This is a genomic window from Paraburkholderia dipogonis (assembly GCF_046027395.1).
Lineage (GTDB): Bacteria > Pseudomonadota > Gammaproteobacteria > Burkholderiales > Burkholderiaceae > Paraburkholderia > Paraburkholderia dipogonis_A.
Genome location: NZ_JAQQEG010000010.1, coordinates 154135 through 175217, shown reverse-complemented (window position 1 = coordinate 175217; position 21083 = coordinate 154135). Strand labels below are relative to the sequence as shown.

Below are 21083 nucleotides of genomic sequence, written 5' to 3'. Positions count from 1 at the left end.
AGTTGAAAATTGCGGCGTCATGCTGCAAGGCTTGTGGAGCGCTTCGTCTCATCGACGTCTGATTCGGAATCAGCCTGCGACGCATACGCGCCCGACGAAACCATCAACTCAGCCAGAATCGCTTCGCGATGCTCGTCCACTGCCGGCGCTCTCCTGACCACCGTGACGTCCTCATCGGGTGAGGTGCTCATCTTGATCGGATTACCGGCTGTTTTCACTTTCCGCTCGGACTTGCTCTGGACCTGGATGAACATGTTGCGCGCGTGCAGTTGCGGATGATCGATGACCTTGTCGATCGTGTTGATCGGGGCACAGGGCACGCCAGCCTCGTTCAGCTTCTCGAGCCAGACACTGACCGGTGCGCAGCGGGTTACCCGCTCAATGGCCTCGATCATGGCGGGCCGGTTTTGCACGCGGAGATCGTTCGTCAGGAACAACGGGGCGAAGGCCACTTCCGGCACACCCAAGGCGTCCGCCATCAACAGAAAAAGCTGATCGTTACCTGCGGCAATGATGAATCGACCATCCTGGGCAGCAAAGCTTTCGAACGGCGCGAGCGACGGGTGGGCGTCGCCAGTCCTCGTAGGCACCTTCTTTTCGACGTCAAACCTGGCGAACGCCGTTTCCATCAACGCGGCCTGACAATCCAGCATCGCGATGTCTACGTGCGTGCCTTGGGCATCTCTGGAGCGCTTGTAAAGCCCTGCCAGGATGCCTATCACGGCGAATAGTGCTGCACCGAGGTCCCCGAAGGCGGTGCCAACACGTGCCGGCTGAGTGTCGGGCCAACCCGTCAGACTCATGACTCCGCCCATAGCCTGCACGACGGTGTCGTAGCCTGGCAGATCCTTGAACGGGCCGGTGTGGCCAAAGCCGGAAATCGATGCATAGACGATGTGCGGATGCGTCCTTGCCAATTGCTCTGCGCCGTAGCCGAGCCGCTCCATCACGCCGGGCCGGAAGTTCTCGACCACCACGTCGGCCTTGTCCAGCAAGCGGCCGAGAAGTTCGCGGTCACGCGGGGACTTGAAGTCGAGCGCAATGCTCTCCTTTCCGCGGTTGAAGCACATGAAGTACGCCGATTCGTCGTCGACGAACGGACCGAACGCTCGAGTATCGTCTCCCGTGCCCACACGCTCTATCTTGATGACGCGTGCTCCGAGGTCGGCAAGCGTCATGGCGCAATACGGTCCCGACAGCACACGCGAGAAGTCGATCACCGTGATTCCTTCAAGGGGCAAGCGCTTTTTCACCCCGGTTTTGTTCTCAGTCATGGCCAATTCCTGATTGAATAAAGTCAAACGCCTTGCTGAATCCAGTGCGAAGCTTTCTCGGCGATCATCATGGTGGGGGAGCTCGTATTGCCGCTGGTGATCGTGGGCATCACGCTCGCGTCCACCACCCGAAGTCCCGCGACGCCGCGCACGCGAAGATGGCTGTCGACGACAACATTCGGATCCGCGAACGTGCCCATCTGCACAGTACCCACGGGGTGGAAGATCGTGGTGGCGATGTCACCGGCCAGTTTTGTGAGTTCGGCATCCGATTCGTACTGCGGACCCGGCTTGTATTCTTGCGGCCTGTATTTCGCGAGGGCCGCCTGGCTCGCGATGTGTCGCGTCAAACGGAGGCTGTCGACAGCGACTTGTCGATCGTCTTCCGTGCTGAGGTAATTCGGCGCAATAGCTGGCGCATCCTCAAAGTTGCCGCTCCTGATGTGCACCGTGCCACGGCTTGTCGGGTTCACATTGGCGACACTGGCGGTGAACGCCGGGAACGTGTGCAGCGGCTGCCCGAAAGCATCGAGACTCAGCGGCTGCACGTGATACTCGATGTTGGCGTGCTTCCTTGACGGATCGCTTCTGGTAAAGGCCCCGAGTTGGGAGGGCGCCATGCTCATCGGACCCGAACGGTGCAGCGCATATTCGAGGCCGATCTTCGCCTTGCCGACCATGCTCGACGCCAGAACGTTCAGCGTCTCGCAGTTTTCAACCTGGTAGACCGCGCGGATCTGAAGGTGGTCCTGCAAGTTTGCACCGACACCCGGTGTGTGTTGGACAATATCGATGCCGTGCTTCTTCAACAGAGACGCCGGCCCAATACCCGAGTGCTGCAGAATATGCGGCGAACCGATCGCACCGGCGCTGAGCACGACTTCGCGAGCGGCGCTCACCGACACGAGCTCGCCATCGCGAACAATCTCCGCACCGGTGCAACGCAGCACACCGTTTTTGTCACGGTCAATCCTGAGCTTCTTCACGTGGGAGCGGGTCCACGTCGTGAGATTCGACCGGTGTTTGATCGGACGCAGGAACGCCTTCGAAGTATTCCAGCGCCAGCCGTCTTTCTGCGTGACGTCAAAATAGCTGACGCCGAAATTATCACCAGTGTTGAAATCGTCGATGATAGGAATGCCCGCCTGCTCCGCCGCTTTGGCGAACGCATCAAGGATTTCCCACTTGAGACGCTGCTTCTCGACACGCCACTCGCCGCCGCTTCCGTGAGCCTTTGCGATCGTGTCGACATTGCTGTTCAGCAGTTCACGCTGTTTCGGATCGAGTTTGTAGAAGTCTTCGTGAGCCTTGAAGTCCTTCAATGAGTTGTTCCATTTCCATTCCGGATCGCCCGTCAGGTCCGCCCAATGATCGTAATCGCGAGCCTGGCCACGCATGTAGATCATCCCGTTGATGCTGGAGCATCCGCCCAACGTTTTGCCACGTGGATAAAGAATCTGCCGGCCATTGAGGCCTTTGTCCGGCTCAGTGCGGAATTGCCAGTCCGTGCGCGGATTGTCGACGCAATATAAATAGCCGACAGGAATATGGATCCACATGTAGTCATCGGTGCCGCCCGCCTCGACCAGGAGAACATTTCTGGTTTTGTCGGCGCTCAGACGATTCGCGAGCAGGCTGCCTGCGGAACCGGCGCCAATCACAATAAAGTCAAATGTCGTACTTTGCATGTGCATCCTATTTGTCTATGCGAGCGGCTTCCAGCGCTGCCTGCCTAAATTAGACCGATCGTCTATAAAAATAGAAAAAAAAGCGGCCTAACCGAGCGCAGCGAAAAAAACGTTCGCAAAAGTGCGCAACGCTTCAGGCCCGCCTTCGAGCTTCGCCCTCAACACCGCGCCCTCCCAGCCTATCCAGAAAAATGCGGCAAGTTGCGAGCAATCGACCCCTTCCGCAATCTCGCCCGCAGCCTGCGCTTCGATCAGGCACCGCGCTGTGCGGGCTTCCCAATCGGCAAAAACCTCGCGCAGCCGTACACGATGAGCTTCCGGGAGTACGGCCATTTCCTGCCCGAGATTGCCCACGAGACACCCACGCCGAAAGCCGTAACGCCCCATCCCTGCCTCTGCGTCCGAGACGAAATCCTGCAAGCGCTTCAGGGGCGATTTAGATTCGTCCGTGAGGAACTGATCGAGCTTTCTCGCGAAATACATCGCGTAGCGGTCGATCAATTCGAGGCCGAACGCTTCCTTGCTTCCGAAGTAGTGGTAGAACGAGCCCTTTGGCACGTTCACGCTACGCAGGATTTCGTCGAGTCCAGTTGCAGAGAAGCCTTTTTCCGTGAGCGCAACCACTCCAGCGCGCACGAGAAGTTCTCGGGTTTCGCTATAGCCTGCAAGTTCTTTCGGTGGACGCCCTCTACGGCGCGGTGCGATATGCGTATCCATGTCACCGATATTAGACCGCTCGTCTACGAAATGCAAGGCAATAGCGCGCGTTGCTACGTTGGGCAACTACGTCCGGCTTTCCTCTCTAAAGACATCGCACTTCGACTCAAGACTGCCTTGCGCGACGCGCATCGGAAGCCACGGCCCTGCAGGTCGTCAATCACCAGGGCGACCCGCAGATCACCGAACAGAATTGCGGCTTAGACGAGCGTAAGCGTCACGTCTATGTTGTTCCGCGTTGCGTTCGAATAAGGGCACACAATATGGGCTCTGTTGATGAAGTCCTGAGCCGCTTCGCGTGCCATGCCCGGCAACGATATCTTCAACTCGACTTCGATGCCGAAGCCATTGGGAATGGGGCCGATGCCCACAATGCCGTTCACCGACACATCAGCAGGGATAGCAATTTTGTCGCGCGCAGCAACGAATTGCATCGCACCGATAAAGCATGCGCTGTAACCAGCCGCAAAAAGTTCTTCGGGGTTTGTGCCCTTCTCGCCCTTTCCACCCAATCCCTTCGGCCTCGTCAGCTTCAGGTCCAGTCCACTCTCGGGCGCCACGGCGCGCCCTTCGCGGCCTCCCGTAACCTCTGCGTGAGCACGGTAGAGAACATTTTCGATCGACATTGCCAGCTCCTTATCGATAAGTCAGTTAACGGGCGCAACCGGTAGCGCCCGATGATGCCTTAGTGCCCAGCGCTCTGACCGCCGTCCACATGCAGGATTTCGCCCGTCACGAATGGCGCCGCATCCAGATACAGGATCGCGTTCACGATATCGCTCATCTCGCCCATGTGGCCCATCGGGTGGAGTGCGCCGAGTGCCGCGTGCGTTTCGGGTGCATGCATCGGCGACTTCATGATACCGGGTGCGACCGCGTTCGCGCGGATGCCGCGCTTCGCGTATTCAATGGCGAGCGACTTCGTGGCCGCGTTCAAACCGCCTTTCGTCAGCGATGCCAGCACCGACGGCACACCGTCGATGGCGTGGTCGGCCAGACTGGTCGTGATACTGACCACATGGCCGCTCTTGTTCTTCTCCATTTCAGCGATCGCCAACTGCGTGATGTAGAAGAAACCGTTCAGATTCACGCCCGTCACCGCAGCGTAGTCTTCAGCGGTATAACCGGTAAACGGCTTTGCGATAAAGATACCGGCGTTGTTGATCAGCGTGTCGATGCGGCCAAAGCGCGCCACGCCTTCCGTAATGACACGATGCGCCGTCGCCGGGTCAGCGATGTCACCCGCCACCGTCAGAATGCCGGGATCGTCGGACGGCTTGATGCTGCGTGCCGTTGCGACGATCCGATAGTCAAGCTTGCGGAATGCTTTGACAGTCTCTGCACCAATACCTTGCGATGCACCCGTAACGACTACGACCTTTTGCGATGCGCTCATTCAAACCTCGAAATTTGGATTGGGCTCTCTTGCCCACCGGGCCGGCGGCTCCGATGCGTGCCTAATCTAGGTGTATTTATGCGTCGAGCAAATACCCGCCGTGGACAAACTATTTTTCGCGCGCGGAACAAATCGGATCGCAGCCCCATGGTTCATGGGGTTAAGGTGGGTCGAGCGAGGTTTTGATTCCCTATCTTTGGCAGATCACTGGCGCTCGCTCTGCGTCACCCCTTGTTCACGAATGCCAACGCGATAGCGTTTCCCAGTTCGTCGGCGACGGGCGCGGCTGCACCCGCCGCAGTGAAAATCGTGAACTCGACATCGGGCAGTGAAGGCAAGCCGGCATCCGGCGGCACTACGTGCAAGCCGTGCACGAGTTGAGTCTGCACGACTGGCGTCACCGCAAAGCCGGCCTGCGCTGCGGCGCATAGGCCAGCGCCGCTCGAGCACACCAGCGCAATGCGGTAGTCGATGCCAGCGCGAGCGAGCGCGGCCAGTGCAGCCTCACGATACGGGCACGGTTCCGGCAGCACCGCAAGCGGCACCGGAGCGCCAGGCGTAAGCGACGCCCATTCCGCGCCGGCCCACACCAATGGCTCGCACCACAGCACGCGTCCAGAACGGGCGCCCTCGCAGCGACCGCCGATCACCATGTCCAGTTCGGCCTGATCCATCGCGTGCAGCAGTTCGGCGGGAATGCCAACCCGGACGCTGAACGCGATGCGCGGGTAGCGCACCGCGAACGTCTGCATGACGTTCATCAGCCTGACGTTGGCGAGGTCTTCGGAAAGTCCGACACGAATCGCGCCCTCGCTCGGTCCGCGCGAGAGCTGCGCCTGCGCATCATGATTGAGTGCGAGGATCGCCCGCGCATAACCCAGCAGCAGCTCGCCGTCCGCCGTGAGCGTGACCGAGCGCGTGGTGCGCGCGAGCAGGTCGCGACCGGTCTGTTTTTCCAGACGCCGCAGATGCGCGCTGACGGCAGACTGCGTCAGATTGAGACGGGCGGCGGCAAGCGTGAAGCCGCCCTCCTGAACCACAGCAACGAAAGATCGCAGCAGGACAGTATCGAACATGGGCGAGTCCCTGCATATATAGTGCGAATTAAACTGAATACGGCGATGATACTTCGTTTATATTTTGAATTGAAATATGTTGTGATGGCGACTCCTAACCCACCCGGAGTAGTGCCATGCCTACCTTGCTGCATATCGAATCGTCGCCACGTAAGAAGCGGTCTGCGTCCCTCGACGTCGCACGCGCGTATCTGGACGCCTATCGCGACGCTCATCCGGATCATCGGATCGACGTGCTCGATCTGTGGTCGGTCGAACTGCCGGAGTTCGACGGCAACGCGCTCGACGCCAAATATGCGGACCTGAGCGGCACACCGCTCACCGAAGACCAGCAGCAGGCGTGGACGAGCATCCGGGAACTCGCGCAGCGATTGCACGACGCGGATACGTTGCTGTTCTCCGTGCCGCTATGGAATTTTTCCATTCCCTACAAGCTCAAGCATTTCATCGACGTCGTGTCGCAGCGCGGCATCCTGTTCTCGTTCGATGAGCGTGGGCTGCAGGGCTTGCTGAAAAACAAGAAAGCGGTGGTCATTTATGCGAGAGGCCTCGACTATTCAGTGGGATCGAGCACACCCGCCCATTCGTTCGATTTTCAGCGGCCGTTCATGGAAGCGTGGCTGCGATCCGTCGGCGTGACCGACGTTAAATCGATTGTCGTCGAGAAAACACTCCTTGGTCCCGAAGTCGATCACGCGGCAAGACAGGCTGCACGCGAGCAGGCCATGGCGCTTGTGCGGACGGCTTCCGTTTCAGTCGGCAAATGAAATATGGCGCGGCGACCGGGCAGCCCGTCGTTGATGACCCATCTCTGGATCTATTAGCGCCGCTCTCTTGCGTGCCGTGTCCATCACGACAACGAGGCGGCTGACCGCTCATGGCTGAACCCGGAAAGTTCGCCGGCCACGCAGGTCGAACGGCGCATAGGACACGCGTTTCGCTCAGTTCGCGGGCGTCGCCGGAAGCGGTTCGAGCCCAGTCTTCGAAATCGCGGGCGCCGCATCCGGCGACGATAGAAACTGGATCAGCGCCTCTGCGCCGGCTGGATTTTTCGCGCTGGTGGCGATGCCCCCGGAGAACACCGTGTACCACTGCACTTCTGCGGGCAAACTGCCGACCACGGTCACCCCCTTCACCGGTAACAGTTCGACGACCTGTTGAATTCCGAGCTCAGCTTCTCCATTCGCGACGGCATCGGCGACCTGCCCGGCCGGAATCATGCGGCTCTTGCTTTCCATCCGCCCCGCGATGCCGAGACGCCAGAACAGTTCACTGCCGACAAAGACGCCGCTCGGGCTGTCCGGATAGACGATCGACTTCGCCGCGAGCAGCGCTCGCCGCAATGCGTCGACCGAGCTGATGTCCGGCTTCGGCGTCCCCTGGCGAACCACCATGCCGATTGCCGAGCGTGCGAAGTCCACCTTACTGTCAGGCAAGACCTTGCCCGCATTGATCTGTTCGTCGAGCGCATACCCAGCCACGATCAGCACGTCGGCCCACTCGCCGCGCGCAAGCCGCACAGGAATCGCATTCGCCGCCGTACCCACCGCGGGCCCCCAGACGGTGATTAGCTTACGGCCGGTCGCCTCTGAGAATTGCGGGCCCAGTTCGCGATAGGCCGACGCAAACCCGCCCGAAATCATCACCTTGACTTCGTCTGCCCATGCGGCCCCACTGCCCAATAACGCGCCCGCTACACAGAACGCCAGTGCGCGAACCTTCAGCTTGCGGATGGTCACGGCCCCGCCCCATGTCGATCGAATAACCTGGTCCGGATATGCATCGAGTCCGGATGCCAGTCATGATGTTAGCCGGCAATTCGTCTGGTTCCACCCGCGCCGCCGCCCCGAAAATCAATCGACCTGTAACCAACGCCGTAACCATCCTTTCACCGCCTCTGTCGAGCAGAGGCGGCTACGCCAGCCGATATGCGCGTCAGGCCGCACCCCCCACACGGTGCCGCCTGAAGCACGAAACGCGATAGTGAATTCATTTGCCGCATCCGTGAGCACAGTGAACCGCTCATTGGGAGGCACTTCACATCCGGGTGCCGCGATCAGCACCGCAGACGCCAACTCACGAGGCAGGACATCGAGCGCAGAGCAACCCTCGACGAACGCATCGTATTGTGCGCCGGGTGCATCGATATAGCCGAGCAGGACATGCCGCCCTCGGCCGACATATTCATGCAGGCGCTGCGCATGGCCGACGAACGTTTGCTGGAGACCGCCCACTTCGGGAACACGGTCGCCGGGCGCGGGTGACATCGCGTCCATCTCGGGACACTCGTCGGCGACGATGCGGCTGCCTCGATAGGTGACGAGCAACTGGGTTTCGCGCATGGCCGGTGTCGCCGCCTCGCGAGCGAACACCGCATTCAGCGCCGCGCTCGTCGACCGGACGACGTCGACCCCGACGGGATGCCGTTCTTGCGAATAGCTCTCGAGCAATTCAGGCTGTGCGAGGCCCCTCGCCGCGAGCGATAGCTTCCACGCCAGATTGTGTGCATCCTGCAACCCCGTATTCATACCCTGACCGCCCACCGGAGGATGGATATGTGCCGCGTCGCCGGCAATGAACACGCGGCCCTGGGCATAAGCAGGCACGATGCGATGGCTGACGCGGTAGACCGATGACCAGCGCATCGACGACAGCCGCGTGTTATCCGGCAAAGCCGGCAGGAGCAGATCGCACATCGTATCGAAATCGGGCGACGGGGTATCGACGAGCGCCGCCCGGTCTTCGGGCACGATGACCGAGAGCCGGTAGCGTTGCTCCGAGCCCCGAACCGGAACCGCCGCGAGCGAAGTTTTCGGGCGTGCCCCCGCACTCCAGTCGAAACGATACATGGGTCCTCGGGGCAGGTCCCATTCCACGTCGAGATCGGCGAGCGCGAATGTTTGCGGGTATTGACCGCCTTCGAACGCAAGACCGAGCGTCGAGCGAACCTTGCTGTGCGCGCCATCGCAGCCCACGAGCCAACGGCAACGCACGGTGTGCGTTTGCCCGTCAGGGTCGGTGAGTTGCGCATGGACCGCACCCTCGCGCTCTTCGAAAGCGACCAACTCGACGCCATACTCCACACGTCCGCCCTGCGCAGCGAGTGCGGCCTCGAGCAGGCGTTCCGTTTCGAACTGCGCGAGCGACAACGAACCGTACGGCAGGCCTTGCCCCTGAATGCTCATGCTGCGTGCGGGCACGGGGGTACCGTCCTGCCACGTTTGAACGCCGGTGAGCCATACGCCAGCGTCGATCGCGCGTCGGGCAATGCCGATGTCTTCGAAAATTTCGATGGTGCGTGGGGTAATCCCGAGCGCCTTGCAATAGAAAATCCGGGCGGGCATACGGTCGACGAGGCGCACATCGACGCCGTCGCGTCGCAACTCTGTCGCGAGCAATAGACCGACCGGGCCGGCGCCGACGATCAGTATGTCTGGAGCATCATTCGACATGTCAACGAATCCTCAAGATGAGCGGCGGGACGGCTGCGTGTCACGCCGGACTATCGATTCCTTATACAAATTGCCGAGATTCGCGGGGTGACAAAGACGCGCTCTCGTGTTCGCGCAAGCATCGGACTGCGGCAGCTCGTGCAAACAGCTTACGCATATCGGGAGCGTCACTCCGCAGCTTCTGTCAAAATGTAGTCCCGATTTCAACTGTTTGCGCGCAATTTCGACATTTCACGCAGTTGTGTCGAATCTCCATTCCTGCCCGCACCCGGAAGCCCGACCGTGCAATGCGCCGCGTAGCGAGAATGCGTTTTCAACGTGAAGCTCATGCGCCATTACTGACGACCCTACAAAAGAATGTTCACGCCTCCCTTCGCGACGTGCGACCAGCCGTCCGGCAATCAGGACAATCCCCGCGAGCTTCTCAAAACCGTTGTCGCAGCATCGCTTGTGACTGGCCTCGAAATGTTCGATTTCACCGTGTTCGGATTCTTCGCGGTGATGATCGGAGACCGGTTCTTCCCGGCGCACGACCCGATGACTTCATTACTGTGGGCCGTCGGTACATTCGGCGTCGGCTTTTTCATGCGGCCTGTTGGCGCGATGATCATCGGCGCTTACGCGGACCGCGTGGGACGCCGCGCAGCGATGACAAGGACCAGCTGGATGATGGCTCTGGGAACCGCCGCGCTCGCCCTGTGCCCGTCGTTTGCCAGCATAGGCGTGATTGCGCCGCTGGTCGTCATTGCCGGTCGATCGTTGCAGGGCTTGGCCCTCGGCGGCGACATCGGGGTTGCCGCGACCTTCGTGCTCGAGGCGGGTCCCGTATCGCGTCGCGGCTATCTGGTTAGCTGGCAGCTCGCCAGCCAGGGCGCGGCCGCGTTGCTGGGCGCAACCCTGGGCGTGCTACTCACCAGCACACTGTCACCGGCTGCTCTTGCTTCGTGGGGCTGGCGGATTCCATTCCTGATCGGTCTCCTGATCGCGCCAGTCGGCCTCTACGTTCGCCACCGGCTTCGCGATGATCCGATTCCCACCAGCACCGCCAGAAATGCCGGCACACCGCTCGCCGAACTGTGTCGCGAACATGGGACGACGATCCTGCTGGCGATGCTGATGATGATGGGGCAAACCATACCGGTCTACGCGATCGTCTACTTCATGCCGAGCTATGCGACTCGCGTGATGCACATGCCCGCCGTCACCGGATTTCTGGCTTCCGCGTTGTCTGCGCTGCTACTCGTCGTCATTCCGCCGCTGGCCGGCCGTCTCATAGACCGCCTGCCTCGCCGCAAGCCACTGGCCCTCCTCGCCTCTGGATGCACGGCGCTTCTGATCTATCCGGTCTTTGTGATGATTACCCGCGCGACCAGCGCGCTGCCTATCCTGTGCGGCGTCGGGCTCATCAGCACAACGGTGGCGCTCAGCGCCGTCGCGGTCGCCCTGCTTGTGCTCGAAGCGCTTCCTGCGCGGGTGCGCGCCAGCGGCATGGCCGTTTCGCATGCGCTGCACGTTGCCTTGTTCGGCGGTACCGCTCAGTTCATCGTGACGGCATTGATCAAGTGGACTGGCGATCCCATGTCCGCAGCCTGGTATGCGGCGCCGGCGTGCGCGGTGAGCTTCTGTGCGCTGATGCTTTTCAAGGAACGGCGCTTCGAAACCTGAACCGGCGCGCGCGCATGCATTGACGCCTATCGCTGCGTCTGAACCATCTTGTCGGCTAGAGGCCGATTCAGCCGCGCTTTTTCGATGGTTGCGATGCAAGAGTATCTGTGAGTACCGCTTCGATCGTCGTGGCGGCAAGCGTCTTTCGAACGCCATCGTCGATGGAATCATAGACGTGGCTCAGCGTCGACCCGATGCCTCGACCGACGGGACACGCCTGACTGGGTTTCGAAGGATGCAGCGCGAAGCGCGCACCCTCTTCAAGTGCACTGAAGACGTCGAGCAAACTGATTGCGTCCGCACTCCTCGTCAGACGCCATCCCGCATTGACACCGCGATAACTCTCGACAAGGCCGCCTTTCGCAAGCAACCCAAGCGTACGACGAATCACCACCGGATTGGTGTTGACGCTCGCAGCGATCCGATCGGACGTGACCGGGTCAGCAGTGCGCCGTGCGACGAGCGCCATCCACGCCAGGATGTGGGTCGCCACGGTCAAGCGGCTGTTGGCGCTCATAGAAAGCCCGTGTTAGTCAGTCTAGTTGTAACTATATTCGTTACAGCATGGGTAGTCAATCCTGACGCGCTTGATGAATCCGGCGGCATAGCGCGTTCCCCGCCTTAAAAGACGGCCGATTTCAGGCTACGCGCACCGTCCATCGGCGTGCCGGATCAACCCCGCTCGCGTCATTCGTGTCTCATCGACGGCGCCCGTTCATGACAAGAGACTTGTGTTGATGGCCTGGATGGTTTATGTTGTAACAACTATTGTTACATCGAGTATGTTGTGACGATAAACGTATGGCGTGCCACGTTCCATGGTCAATGGAAACGGAGCGGCCGTCTTGCTACTTTCAACACCGAAATGAGAAGCCCGCAGATGTCCACACTCTTCGATCCTATCCAGATTGGCGCGCTGAAGTTGTCGAACCGCATTGTCATGGCACCGCTCACGCGCATGCGCGCGTTCGACGAGCGCAGTCCAGGTGACCTCAACGCGCACCACTACGCGCTGCGTGCGAGCGCAGGACTTGTCATTACCGAAGCCACTTCCGTCACGCCTCAGGGCGTTGGCTACCCCAACACGCCGGGCATCTGGAGCGAGAAGCAGATTGCCGGCTGGAAAGAGGTGACTTCAGCGGTACACGATGCAGGTGGCCTGATCGTTTCGCAGCTGTGGCACGTCGGGCGAGTTTCCGACCCGCTCTACCACGACGGCCAACTTCCGGTCGCCCCCAGTGCCATTGCGCCGGAAGGCCATGTCACCCGCGTGCGGCCTCAGCGCCCGTACACGGTACCGCGCGCGCTGGAGACCGAAGAAATTCCCGGCATCGTCGAGGATTTCCGGGTTGGCGCCGCAAACGCACAACGCGCCGGTTTTGATGGTGTCGAGCTTCATGCGGCAAATGGTTACCTGTTCGATCAGTTCCTGCACGACGGATCGAACCTGCGGACCGACCGTTATGGCGGCTCGATCGAGAATCGCGCGCGCTTCCTGCTGGAGGCAGTCGATGCGTTGCTCACGGTTTGGCCCGCGGACCGCATCGGCGTGCATCTGAACCTGATGTCGAGTTCATACTCCATGCGCGACTCGGATCCGCGCGCGCTGTTCACTTATGTCGCCGAGCAACTCAACGCGCGCAATATCGCTTTCATTTTCGCGCGCGAGTCGCTGGATCGCGGCGATGATCGCATCGGCCGTGACGTGCGGCGTATCTTCAAAGGGGCCTACATCCTCAATGAAGGGCTGACGAGGGAGACTGCGGAACTGGCCATCGAACGCGGCGATGCAGACGCGGCAGCGTTTGGGCGTCCTTTTATCGCCAACCCTGATCTGGTGGAGCGCTTTCGACGCGGTGCGCCGCTCAATGCGGTCAATCCGGAAACCATCTACGCGGACGACGAAACCGGCTACAACGACTATCCGCTGCTAGCTGAAACCGTGTGAAGCAGACGCGCGATGGATGACATCTTCGCGGGTCTTCATAGATGCGACGAAGGCCTGTCAGTTGCAGTGCGCAAGGAAGACGCCATTCGGCAGGATGCGGTTGAGGTGATCTATTGACTGACCTGTCCGCAATATATGGCTGCTATGGATCACCGAAGAGTGCGATTGACCCCATAGTGGCGTCAATCGCATTTTGTACGGTCAGCGCAGCGTCCGGAAGCCCAAGCGAACTTCCTCCACGAACACCTGCGGCTGCTCCCATGCCGCGAAAATGCCCGCCTTTCGGAAGGCGGTTGTAGTGAATCAGCTTCGTATACGCCTTCTCTGTCCAGTTCTGCGGGGCCGCGTAGATCTCATCCGGAAACACGCTGACGGCAACGGGGATCGCAACGTGCTTCGGCCAAAGAAGTTGAGCTTGTTTTCCCAATACAGCCGCGCTGACGAAACGCCCGTATTCGTCAACCAATAGAGCATGACATTGTCGAGAACGTCGTCTCGCGTCAGCCCCTCGGTCTGGCCGTCAAAGACGCGCGCGATCATTGCCTGACCGGCGGTGTCGTGATCGAGCATCCACGCAGCGAGGCCGACAGGTGAATCTTCGATCCATATAAGGCCTGCGGACGGTTCGCCATCTCTTGCGCGTAGCCGAGACACGTGCAGGATCCCAGCCGGTCGTAGTCGGCTTGCCTGAAAAACCGTAGCCGGCAGCGAAGGAATCACGATGTCATGCGCCTACCCGAACGCCGTTGCCCACGCGCAGACTTCCCAGCAATGACGCGTAACCAAACCCGGGAGCCTCGTTCGGTTCGACCGGGAGGATTCTGAACGTCAACGGACAAGCTATCCGAAAACCCGAGCCCATGCCGCCCGAAGGCGACGTGCGCGGTCTTCGAAGAGATATGAGGCAACCAGCGTCAAAAGACCTGAGATAGCACCCGTCACGATGTGCTCGACATAAGGGATGCGGTAGTGACTCGCGTGCGAATAGGCGTCGCCTACCGTCGTCAGGAGGCCGACGACCAGCGCATTGCCGTATCGATGCCCGTAGAGCTTCGACGCAGGTGTGAAGGTCAACAGTACGGCCAGGAGTCCAGTGAGCAGACCGGTATGGAATGCAATCGTCCAGTGGGCAAGGCTCATGACATTGCCCCAGCTCCCCGGCATGCAGGTCATGCACGCGCTGGTCGGCTGCCAGAAACGCTGGATAAACAGCCTGGCGCGTCGTTTCCACTCGGTTGACATGATGTATTCCCATCAATGCCGTTGTCACGGCCGACGCCACCATACGTTTCGTTGGAGCGCTCTCCAGGCCCTTTAACCAGATTGCCGTCCCCGTCATGGATGCGTCAGATCTGCACGCCGTCGAGGCTGGGCAAGAACCCGTACATGGGCGAATACTACACCGCGACTGGACGGCCGCCGTTTTGACCGGAGCTCCATCCATCTTCCTCAGGTTATATCCGCCCGAATATAACAATCGAACGCTCCAGTGCCCACGTCCAGCGCCGGCGCGACAGTCCTTCACCTGCATGTGCGCGAACTCGATGGCAAGGGATCGAAGCGGCTCGCGAAGTTCAACGAACTGATTGCGGGCGTACGCGCCGAAGTACCCGACCTGATCATCCAGATGGGCGGTGGGCGCGCTGCTCGCGGCGCCGCCGGATTTCGAATCGCCGCTGCCGGAAGGCTATCCGACTATGGATGCGCTACATCAACGTGGCTGGCTGCCCACGCCACGAAGCCGGCTACCGTCCGGTTGATCCTTATCGGGTCGTTGCTGAATGTTCCTGGTTTCCATGTACCGCCTTCCTGATGCACACGACCTTCGGTTGAGTCATTTCCTCGTACGCAAATCTGACACCTTCGCGGCCCAGGCTTCCGTACTTGAATCCTCCGAACGGCATGGCATCGAATCTGTAGTCCGACGAGTCGTTAATCATGACCCCGCCAGCCTCCAGCTTGTCGGCCGCCTTGAGCGCCGCATGCAGATCATTTGTGAAGATGCCGGCATGCAAACTGTATTCGGAGCTGTTGGCGAGCGAAAGCGCCTCATCCAGTGTCTCAACCCGCTGAAGAACGACAACCGGGCTGAATACTTCCTGCTTCCAAAGGTCGCATTCGAAGCTGACGTCCTCAAGCACCGTTGGAGCGTAAAGCGAACCGTCCTGAGTATTGCCGCACAGCAGGTTGGCTCCCTGGCTGATCGCGGCATCCACCACGCGCTTCGTCCGGGCGCCTGACTGAGCTGTGATCATCGGCCCAACGTCCGTGTCAGGTAACGCGGGATTGCCCGTCTTGAGCGCTTTTGTGCCGGCGACGAAACGCTTCCTGAACGCGTCATAGATGGACGACTGGACCAGAATGCGCTGCGTGCCTATACAGTTCTGGCCTGCGGCCCAGTACGCTCCAGACACGCACGACTCAACGGCGTCCTCAAGGTCGCAGTCACCCAGGACGATGACTGGAGCGTTACCTCCCAGATCCATGGCAAGCTTTTTGAGGCCTGCGGAGCTGGCTATTTTCTCTCCGGTCGCGAATCCACCCGTAAAGGAAACCATTCTGACGTCCCGGGATGAGACGAGTGCTTCGCCGAGCGCTGCGCCACCCGTCGCGACCGACACGACGTTCGGTGGCATGCCTGCCGCCACCAGATATCCAACGAGCTTGATCGCCGAAAGCGGCGTGAGTTCGGATGGCTTGAGAACGACGGCATTGCCACCAGCAATCGCCGGCCCGAGCTTGTGCGCTACCAGGTTGAGTGGATCGTTGTACGGCGTGATGGCAACGATAATGCCGAGAGGTTCCCGGGTGAACCATCCCTGGCGGTTTTCCGATCCGCCATACGCGTCGAACGGCACGACCTCGCCTGCGTTTCGACGCGCCTCATCGGCGGATAGCTTGAGGGTGTTCACACACCGCAGCACTTCCTTCCTGGCCTGCTTGATCGTCTTGCCCGCTTCCGCGACGATGAGACTGGCAAATGCGTCCCTATCACGCTCCACGAGCGAAGCGCAGGTCTCGAGCACGCGAGCCCGTTCGTGACGGGACAGGTTACGGCAAACGCGCGCGCCATCCCTGGCGGTCTGGATCAGCACCTGCGCGCCTTCCGGTGGAATGTTCACGACAGTGCCGACTTCGACGCCATTGAAAGGATTGGTGACCGAGATGAAGCCGGGCGATGAGTCAATGGGGAATGCGGAATTCATTTCGAGGCGCCTGCGTCCTTTCTTTCGAATGCGGAAAATGTCAGAAACCAGCGCGCAACCCGTTTCAGCGCGTCTCGCGTCCGGTCCCTGTCTAGAGCGTAAGCAGACCTTCCAGAGATGTGACGCAGGAACCGCCCACGCGCACATTTCCGTTCGCATCCACGCTTACCTGTACTCGGCCATCTCGACCGACGCACCGTCCTTGAGCAGCCACGTAATCTGTTCCGCCTGGCGGCAACAGGCCGCGCTGCCACAGGAAGGCAGCCACGCTCCCGTTGCCGCTTCCGCAGACCGGATCCTCGTCCACCCCACAGGATGGCGCGAAGGTACGCACTTCTATTGCCGCATCGTCTCCATGCTCGCGAGTGCCGAATACGGTCAGGCCCGTGACGCCGAGGCGGCGCTCGAGCTCCGCCAACCGCGCGAGATCCGGCCGAAGATTGAGTACGGAAGCGGCATCGTTCAGATGCGCCACAATCCAGATGGCGCCGACATTCACGATACCTGGCGCAGCCTTGAGACCCACTTTGCACCCGAGGATAAGCTCCAGCTCCGCCACGTCTGCCGCGTTCAGCGGCTCCAACTTCGCAGGTGGCAGGTCGAACGTAAGCTCGCGGTCTGCGCCTCGCTCCTCGAGCGTCAACTCAACGAGGCCGATGCCGCATTGCTGAATCAATCGACCGCTTCCGCGAGGTGTGACGCGCCCAGCTTCCACGACGGCGTGAGCACTGCCCAGGGTTGGATGTCCTGCGAAGGGAAGCTCACTGCGCGGCGTGAAGATCCTCAACCGATAGTCGGCCCCGGCTGTCGTGGGCGGAAGGACAAAGGTCGTTTCTGAAAGGTTAGTCCAGCGCGCGACAGCTTGCATCGCGTCAGCGGTCAGGCCCTCCGCGTCCAATACCACGGCCACCGGATTGCCCAGAAGCGGCCTGGAGGTGAATACGTCAACCACTTTATAAGATCGTTTCATGTTCGCCTCGTCTGACTCCCGTGGACATCTGGGCATTCTTTAGATGCAAGTGGAACGCATGCATCGTAGCGCGTGCAGCCCAACCGTAACAGTCACAGTTTTTCGCCCATTCGACCGTCACAATTTCGCCCGGCGGGAATGGCATGCGCTCACCGGTTGACGATCCGCTTCGGCATCGCCAACGCCAGCACGCAACCCAGGAGCAGACAGATACCGAACGTGATGACACCAGCGCCCACGCTATGTGTCTGATCCTTGAGCCAGCCAAGGAAATAGGCACTCGCGAAGCCTCCAAGGTTGGCAATCGAGCACGCGAATGCAATACCGGCGGCGGCTGCCCTGCCGCGAAGAAACGTCGACGGAAGCGCCAAGATCACCGGCATCGCTGCTGCTGCCCCGGCGTTTGCCATCGAGAGAAGGATGACTATAGCGGCGACGTTAGCCGGGAAAAAAGCGCTTGCAATCATGCCAAACGCTGACCAAAGCAACGGCACGGCGACATGCCAGCGACGCTCCCGGAACCGGTCAGAACTGATCCCGGTTACCAGAACCATGACAACCGCCAACCCATTGGGTATCGCCATCAGGGCACCGATCCCGATCGCACTTCTGACGCCGGCATCGCGCAGCATCGTGGGCATCCAGAAACTTATCGAATAGAAGCAGAGCAGTATGCAGAGGTCGAGGTAATGTCCGTGCGGCGGATCGCCGGGCCGGCGCGTAGCGTCGTCGGCGCACACGGATTCTGTGGCGGACGTATGGCGACAGGCGTTGCACGGGCGTCCGCCGACGCCCGGCATTGTGCATCATTCCGTTCAGGCCTCGCTTACGCTATCGAGCTCCGTCTGTGTGAGACCGTACCTGGCCATGCGGGCACGGTGATCAGCCGAACCGAGGTACTTGCGAAGTTGCTCATTCACCGCCCGCAGAAGGCCAGGATTGCTCTTGCTGAACGAGAACGCGCCGACAGGTGCTCCGCCTTCCTTGCTCTTTTCGTGCGCAACAACTTCCAGCTCTTTATTGGCACTGGCAAGGACACGGCTTCCAACCGCCGTGCTCGCGTATGCGTCGATTCGTCCCGCGAGCAGCGCGTCGATCGCGTCGGCTTGGCCCGTGAACGCCACGATCTGGCTATCGCTCACGCCGGCCGACTTTGCAGAGTCGAGCTGAACTGTCCCGGCGACGATTCCAAGCCGCGCGTCGTCCCGCGCCGCGACGGCCCCGTAGCCCGTCAGCGCTTTCGGATTGCCCTGACGAAGCAGGAATCCATCGCCCAGTGCCCAGACCGGCACGCTGAACGCAACGCGCCCGGCGCGCTCGGCTGTCACGAAAATGGGGACGTTCATGTCCCACCGGCCTTCCTGCACGCCAGGCAGAAGTTCTTCGAACGAGGTCAACTGATGTTCGATGGAGGACACACCGATCGCCCGAAGCACCACCTCGGCCAGTTCGATGTCGGCCCCCGTCACCGAATGATCTTCACCCGTCCAGTAGAAAGGCGGTTCCTCGAGATATGCGATTCTTACTTTCATAGCTGTGCTCCACATGTCCAGCAGTTGAGATTCCGGTCGCCCGCCGTTGGGCCTGGCGATTCATTTGTGCATCGATGACACTGCTGCCTGAACCGCGCAGCGCTGGGAACCGAGCCTCTCGATTCCGCAAGTAATGGTGTCGCCTTGCTTCAGATAGTCTGGCTCTGGCTTGTTGTACGCAACGCCGTGAGGCGTTCCAGTCAGGAGGAGATCGCCGGGCAACAAGGTCATGAATTCACTTAGATGGGCAATGATCTGGCTGACGGGAAAAACCAACCTGCTGGTACGGCTTTCCTGTCGAGGCACGCCATTTTTTTTCAACCAGATCCTGAGATCGAGCGACGCGGGAAGCTCATCCAGCGTGACCAGCCAGGGCCCGAGAGGAGCGAAGGTGTCCGCGCTTTTCGCCTTGCTCCATTGGCCTCCGCGCTCAAACTGCCAATGCCGGTCGGTGACGTCGTTGGCGATTGTGACGCCAGCGATGAGCGACGCGGCCTCCTCGGGGCGAACGTTGCGCGCCACGCCGCCCATTACCACCGCGAGTTCGACTTCCCAGTCAACCGCATTGGCAGTCGCCGGAATGACGATTGGGTCAAATGGTCCGCTCAGCGCAGTCGGAGACTTGAAGAACACGAGCGGCTCGCGCGGCAGTTCGAAGCCGGTTTCCTCAGCGTGATCCGCGTAGTTCAATCCCACGCATACGATTTTGCCCGGCACTGCTATCGGGCAACCAAGGCGGGACCCTGTAGGCGCTTCCGCTAGCCGCGAAAAATCAGCCCGCGATATTTCGCTCAAGAAGTTTGTCTCCAACGCGCTCCCTGACCAATCGCGGGCCAGGCTGCTAGCGTCGCGCACCGTTCCGGAGGCGTCGAGAATACCTGGCCGCTCGTCGCCAGGCGGACCAAATCGGACAAGTTTCATCGCGATGTTTCCCGGCTATTCCGGCACGTCATGCCGTAGCGGCGTCCATAGTCATTGAAAGAGCGGACAGTGCGGGTCCGAGGCGCGCAGGCGGCAGGTAGCCAAAGCCCAGCCGGAATACACGGCTGCTTTCACCGAACCATGTGCCGGATGCCAGTTGCAAGTCACGACCTGGTAGCAGATCCCAGAAGCGCGAGACAGCAATCTCGTCGAATGCGTCGGAGCGCAGGCGCAGGCAGCACAACGCGCCGGCGTCAGGGCGCACCCACTCGACACGCCCGTGCTCCCTCTCACACCAACGCGCCAACTCCTGAAGTGCACCTGCGAGCAACCGGCGCCGTGATGCGAGCACACCCTCCCTGTTGCGCAGAAGCGCTGTGGCGAGCGTCTCGTCAAGAACCGATCCCGAGATCACGGTGTTCATTTTGGCGACGGCCAGACGCTCCCGAAGATCCGCGTCCACCACGGTGAGCCAACCTGTCCGCAAGCCCGGCGCGCCGAGCGCCTTCGATACCGACGCGCCGGTGACGATACGTGAATCGAGTCCCGCGAAACTCTCGACCACTGCATTGTCGCCATAGGTGGCCTCCCGATAGGTCTCGTCGATGAAAAGTATCGCGTCCGGAGACCGCTTTTCCAGCAAGACAAGAAGCTTCTCGATGTCGGCACGAGACGTCTGAATACCACCTGGATTCTGTGGCGAAGCAATACTGACCAGCTTCGTACTCGCCGACAGGCTTGCGTCGATCTGGTCCAGGTCCAGCCGATAGCCATTCTCGAACGAGAGCTTGATCTCGCGGACGCTAACGCCGGCTCCGAGAAGGCAATCACGGCTCGGCGGAAAGCAGGGTGTCGCGAGGACAGCTTCGTCGCCGGACCGGCAAACTTCGAAAGCGAGAAGAAACAGACCCAGCGCGGTACCTTGTGTCGTGATGATCTGCTCGGCTGGAACGTTGCAGCCCTCGGCAATTGCCTCACGAAGCGCGGTCGACCCAGCGGATGTGCCATAGCCAAGCTTCAGATTGCGGATATTCTCGAGACCAGCCAGATCCAGGAGTTCGCCGACCGTCAGGTCCTGCGACGTGCTCTCCGCCAGATTGAACGGCCGATTTACGTTGAGAAGTGAAATGATCTCATTGTGAGGAAATCTCCCGCGCCACTCGATGGCATTCGATCCGCTGAGGCCAGGCTGCTGTCGTTCATCGAAATTCCGTTCAATACGCTGCATGCTTTTGCCT

The 21083-nt window shown here is 60.5% G+C and carries 19 protein-coding genes and 2 pseudogenes; 4 read left to right on the top strand and 17 right to left on the bottom strand.

Annotated features, from left to right (window positions below; genetic code table 11):
* Positions 1-17: 17 nt before the first annotated feature.
* The 6 genes from PQR32_RS12635 to PQR32_RS12610 all read right to left on the bottom strand — a co-directional run bounded on the left by PQR32_RS12635 (position 18) and on the right by PQR32_RS12610 (position 6151).
* Positions 18-1274 carry a CaiB/BaiF CoA transferase family protein gene (locus PQR32_RS12635; protein WP_408226620.1) on the bottom strand — a complete coding sequence of 419 codons (1257 nt, stop codon included), beginning with the start codon at positions 1272-1274 and terminating at the stop codon, positions 18-20.
* Between the two features lie 23 nt (positions 1275-1297).
* Complete coding sequence (locus tag PQR32_RS12630) at positions 1298-2962, bottom strand: GMC family oxidoreductase (protein WP_408226617.1); 1665 nt, start codon at positions 2960-2962, stop codon at positions 1298-1300.
* Between the two features lie 87 nt (positions 2963-3049).
* Positions 3050-3679 (bottom strand): acrylate utilization transcriptional regulator AcuR, encoded by a 630-nt coding sequence (gene acuR, locus PQR32_RS12625; RefSeq protein ID WP_408226614.1) that lies wholly within the window; start codon positions 3677-3679, stop codon positions 3050-3052.
* Positions 3680-3879: 200 nt separating this feature from the next.
* Entirely contained in the window at positions 3880-4305 is a 426-nt protein-coding gene (locus PQR32_RS12620; protein WP_408226611.1) for an organic hydroperoxide resistance protein, read from the bottom strand.
* Positions 4306-4364: 59 nt separating this feature from the next.
* On the bottom strand, positions 4365-5075 hold the full coding sequence (locus tag PQR32_RS12615) for an SDR family NAD(P)-dependent oxidoreductase (RefSeq protein ID WP_408226608.1): 711 nt from the start codon (positions 5073-5075) through the stop codon (positions 4365-4367).
* A 224-nt stretch (positions 5076-5299) separates the two neighbouring features.
* Complete coding sequence (locus PQR32_RS12610; RefSeq protein ID WP_408226605.1) at positions 5300-6151, bottom strand: LysR substrate-binding domain-containing protein; 852 nt, start codon at positions 6149-6151, stop codon at positions 5300-5302.
* A 116-nt stretch (positions 6152-6267) separates the two neighbouring features.
* Between PQR32_RS12610 and PQR32_RS12605 the strand changes: the two genes are divergently transcribed.
* Entirely contained in the window at positions 6268-6918 is a 651-nt protein-coding gene (locus PQR32_RS12605; RefSeq protein ID WP_408226602.1) for an FMN-dependent NADH-azoreductase, read from the top strand.
* Positions 6919-7092: 174 nt separating this feature from the next.
* Here PQR32_RS12605 and PQR32_RS12600 read toward each other — a convergent pair whose 3' ends face one another.
* Positions 7093-7890, bottom strand: a complete 798-nt coding sequence (locus PQR32_RS12600; protein WP_408226599.1) for a substrate-binding domain-containing protein — start codon at positions 7888-7890, stop codon at positions 7093-7095.
* Positions 7891-8004: 114 nt separating this feature from the next.
* The gene (locus PQR32_RS12595) at positions 8005-9603 is read right to left on the bottom strand and encodes an FAD-dependent monooxygenase (protein WP_408226596.1); all 1599 of its coding nucleotides are present in this window, start codon (positions 9601-9603) and stop codon (positions 8005-8007) included.
* A gap of 357 nt (positions 9604-9960) precedes the next feature.
* Here PQR32_RS12595 and PQR32_RS12590 point away from each other — a divergent pair, with 357 nt between their 5' ends.
* Positions 9961-11268, top strand: coding sequence for an MFS transporter (locus tag PQR32_RS12590; RefSeq protein ID WP_408226593.1), 1308 nt, complete (start codon positions 9961-9963; stop codon positions 11266-11268).
* Positions 11269-11335: 67 nt separating this feature from the next.
* On the opposite strand, the gene PQR32_RS12585 is transcribed toward PQR32_RS12590, so the two are convergent.
* Positions 11336-11785 carry an Rrf2 family transcriptional regulator gene (locus tag PQR32_RS12585; RefSeq protein WP_408226590.1) on the bottom strand — a complete coding sequence of 150 codons (450 nt, stop codon included), beginning with the start codon at positions 11783-11785 and terminating at the stop codon, positions 11336-11338.
* Between the two features lie 363 nt (positions 11786-12148).
* On the opposite strand from PQR32_RS12585, the gene PQR32_RS12580 reads away from it, so the two are divergent.
* On the top strand, positions 12149-13216 hold the full coding sequence (locus tag PQR32_RS12580; protein WP_408226587.1) for an alkene reductase: 1068 nt from the start codon (positions 12149-12151) through the stop codon (positions 13214-13216).
* Positions 13217-13417: 201 nt separating this feature from the next.
* On the opposite strand, the pseudogene PQR32_RS12575 reads toward PQR32_RS12580, so the two are convergent.
* Both PQR32_RS12575 and PQR32_RS12570 read right to left on the bottom strand, forming a co-directional pair.
* A pseudogene (locus PQR32_RS12575) lies at positions 13418-13866 on the bottom strand (epoxide hydrolase); the annotation flags it as partial.
* Positions 13867-14056: 190 nt separating this feature from the next.
* Positions 14057-14458: a hypothetical protein gene (locus PQR32_RS12570; protein ID WP_408226585.1), complete on the bottom strand. Its 402-nt coding sequence runs from the start codon at positions 14456-14458 to the stop codon at positions 14057-14059.
* 256 nt (positions 14459-14714) lie between these two features.
* Here PQR32_RS12570 and PQR32_RS12565 point away from each other — a divergent pair.
* Positions 14715-14852 (top strand): annotated as a pseudogene (locus PQR32_RS12565) (3-keto-5-aminohexanoate cleavage protein); the annotation flags it as partial.
* A 127-nt stretch (positions 14853-14979) separates the two neighbouring features.
* On the opposite strand, the gene PQR32_RS12560 reads toward PQR32_RS12565, so the two are convergent.
* The 6 genes from PQR32_RS12560 to PQR32_RS12535 form a co-directional block, all read right to left on the bottom strand.
* Positions 14980-16422: an aldehyde dehydrogenase family protein gene (locus PQR32_RS12560; protein WP_408226582.1), complete on the bottom strand. Its 1443-nt coding sequence runs from the start codon at positions 16420-16422 to the stop codon at positions 14980-14982.
* A gap of 91 nt (positions 16423-16513) precedes the next feature.
* Positions 16514-17392, bottom strand: coding sequence for a PhzF family phenazine biosynthesis protein (locus tag PQR32_RS12555; RefSeq protein WP_408226579.1), 879 nt, complete (start codon positions 17390-17392; stop codon positions 16514-16516).
* Between the two features lie 149 nt (positions 17393-17541).
* Positions 17542-18024, bottom strand: coding sequence for an MFS transporter (locus PQR32_RS12550; RefSeq protein WP_408226576.1), 483 nt, complete (start codon positions 18022-18024; stop codon positions 17542-17544).
* A 183-nt stretch (positions 18025-18207) separates the two neighbouring features.
* Positions 18208-18924, bottom strand: a complete 717-nt coding sequence (locus tag PQR32_RS12545; RefSeq protein WP_408226573.1) for a transporter substrate-binding domain-containing protein — start codon at positions 18922-18924, stop codon at positions 18208-18210.
* Positions 18925-18984: 60 nt separating this feature from the next.
* On the bottom strand, positions 18985-19845 hold the full coding sequence (locus PQR32_RS12540; protein ID WP_408226570.1) for a fumarylacetoacetate hydrolase family protein: 861 nt from the start codon (positions 19843-19845) through the stop codon (positions 18985-18987).
* A 28-nt stretch (positions 19846-19873) separates the two neighbouring features.
* Entirely contained in the window at positions 19874-21073 is a 1200-nt protein-coding gene (locus PQR32_RS12535) for a pyridoxal phosphate-dependent aminotransferase (RefSeq protein ID WP_408226567.1), read from the bottom strand.
* Positions 21074-21083 lie beyond the last annotated feature (10 nt).

What these genes read in the sequence shown, in the direction of transcription:
- PQR32_RS12635 (WP_408226620.1), bottom strand. Translation starts at nt 1,274, where the DNA reads ATGACTGAGAACAAAACCGGGGTGAAAAAGCGCTTGCCCCTTGAAGGA.
- PQR32_RS12630 (WP_408226617.1), bottom strand. Translation starts at nt 2,962, where the DNA reads ATGCAAAGTACGACATTTGACTTTATTGTGATTGGCGCCGGTTCCGCA.
- acuR (WP_408226614.1), bottom strand. Translation starts at nt 3,679, where the DNA reads ATGGATACGCATATCGCACCGCGCCGTAGAGGGCGTCCACCGAAAGAA.
- PQR32_RS12620 (WP_408226611.1), bottom strand. Translation starts at nt 4,305, where the DNA reads ATGTCGATCGAAAATGTTCTCTACCGTGCTCACGCAGAGGTTACGGGA.
- PQR32_RS12615 (WP_408226608.1), bottom strand. Translation starts at nt 5,075, where the DNA reads ATGAGCGCATCGCAAAAGGTCGTAGTCGTTACGGGTGCATCGCAAGGT.
- PQR32_RS12610 (WP_408226605.1), bottom strand. Translation starts at nt 6,151, where the DNA reads ATGTTCGATACTGTCCTGCTGCGATCTTTCGTTGCTGTGGTTCAGGAG.
- PQR32_RS12605 (WP_408226602.1), top strand. Translation starts at nt 6,268, where the DNA reads ATGCCTACCTTGCTGCATATCGAATCGTCGCCACGTAAGAAGCGGTCT.
- PQR32_RS12595 (WP_408226596.1), bottom strand. Translation starts at nt 9,603, where the DNA reads ATGTCGAATGATGCTCCAGACATACTGATCGTCGGCGCCGGCCCGGTC.
- PQR32_RS12590 (WP_408226593.1), top strand. Translation starts at nt 9,961, where the DNA reads ATGTTCACGCCTCCCTTCGCGACGTGCGACCAGCCGTCCGGCAATCAG.
- PQR32_RS12585 (WP_408226590.1), bottom strand. Translation starts at nt 11,785, where the DNA reads ATGAGCGCCAACAGCCGCTTGACCGTGGCGACCCACATCCTGGCGTGG.
- PQR32_RS12580 (WP_408226587.1), top strand. Translation starts at nt 12,149, where the DNA reads ATGTCCACACTCTTCGATCCTATCCAGATTGGCGCGCTGAAGTTGTCG.
- PQR32_RS12570 (WP_408226585.1), bottom strand. Translation starts at nt 14,458, where the DNA reads ATGTCAACCGAGTGGAAACGACGCGCCAGGCTGTTTATCCAGCGTTTC.
- PQR32_RS12560 (WP_408226582.1), bottom strand. Translation starts at nt 16,422, where the DNA reads ATGAATTCCGCATTCCCCATTGACTCATCGCCCGGCTTCATCTCGGTC.
- PQR32_RS12555 (WP_408226579.1), bottom strand. Translation starts at nt 17,392, where the DNA reads ATGAAACGATCTTATAAAGTGGTTGACGTATTCACCTCCAGGCCGCTT.
- PQR32_RS12550 (WP_408226576.1), bottom strand. Translation starts at nt 18,024, where the DNA reads ATGCTGCGCGATGCCGGCGTCAGAAGTGCGATCGGGATCGGTGCCCTG.
- PQR32_RS12545 (WP_408226573.1), bottom strand. Translation starts at nt 18,924, where the DNA reads ATGAAAGTAAGAATCGCATATCTCGAGGAACCGCCTTTCTACTGGACG.
- PQR32_RS12540 (WP_408226570.1), bottom strand. Translation starts at nt 19,845, where the DNA reads ATGAAACTTGTCCGATTTGGTCCGCCTGGCGACGAGCGGCCAGGTATT.
- PQR32_RS12535 (WP_408226567.1), bottom strand. Translation starts at nt 21,073, where the DNA reads ATGCAGCGTATTGAACGGAATTTCGATGAACGACAGCAGCCTGGCCTC.